Below are 292 nucleotides of genomic sequence, written 5' to 3' on the forward strand. Positions count from 1 at the left end.
ACTTTGATTTTATACTTTGTTAAAATCTCACTCGTGTCGGTCATTTATACAACATAAACTCCCTCACTCGCTCAATTTTGCCTCGTCTAAAACCAAACCAGCTCATTAGACTCGATCTGGATCATAACCTTGAAAGCTTTTGTCTCTTCCAAGGATTTACGATAACAAGAAACACTAGGTTAAAGTGCTTCTCACCGGTTTAACGCTTGATTCATCGTTATTTCAAAATTTTGAATTGTTAAAGAGCAAATTGCCCAATAAAAAAGATTGGAATCTTGAGCATGATTTTTCA

This window comes from Marinomonas epiphytica (genome assembly GCF_054780655.1).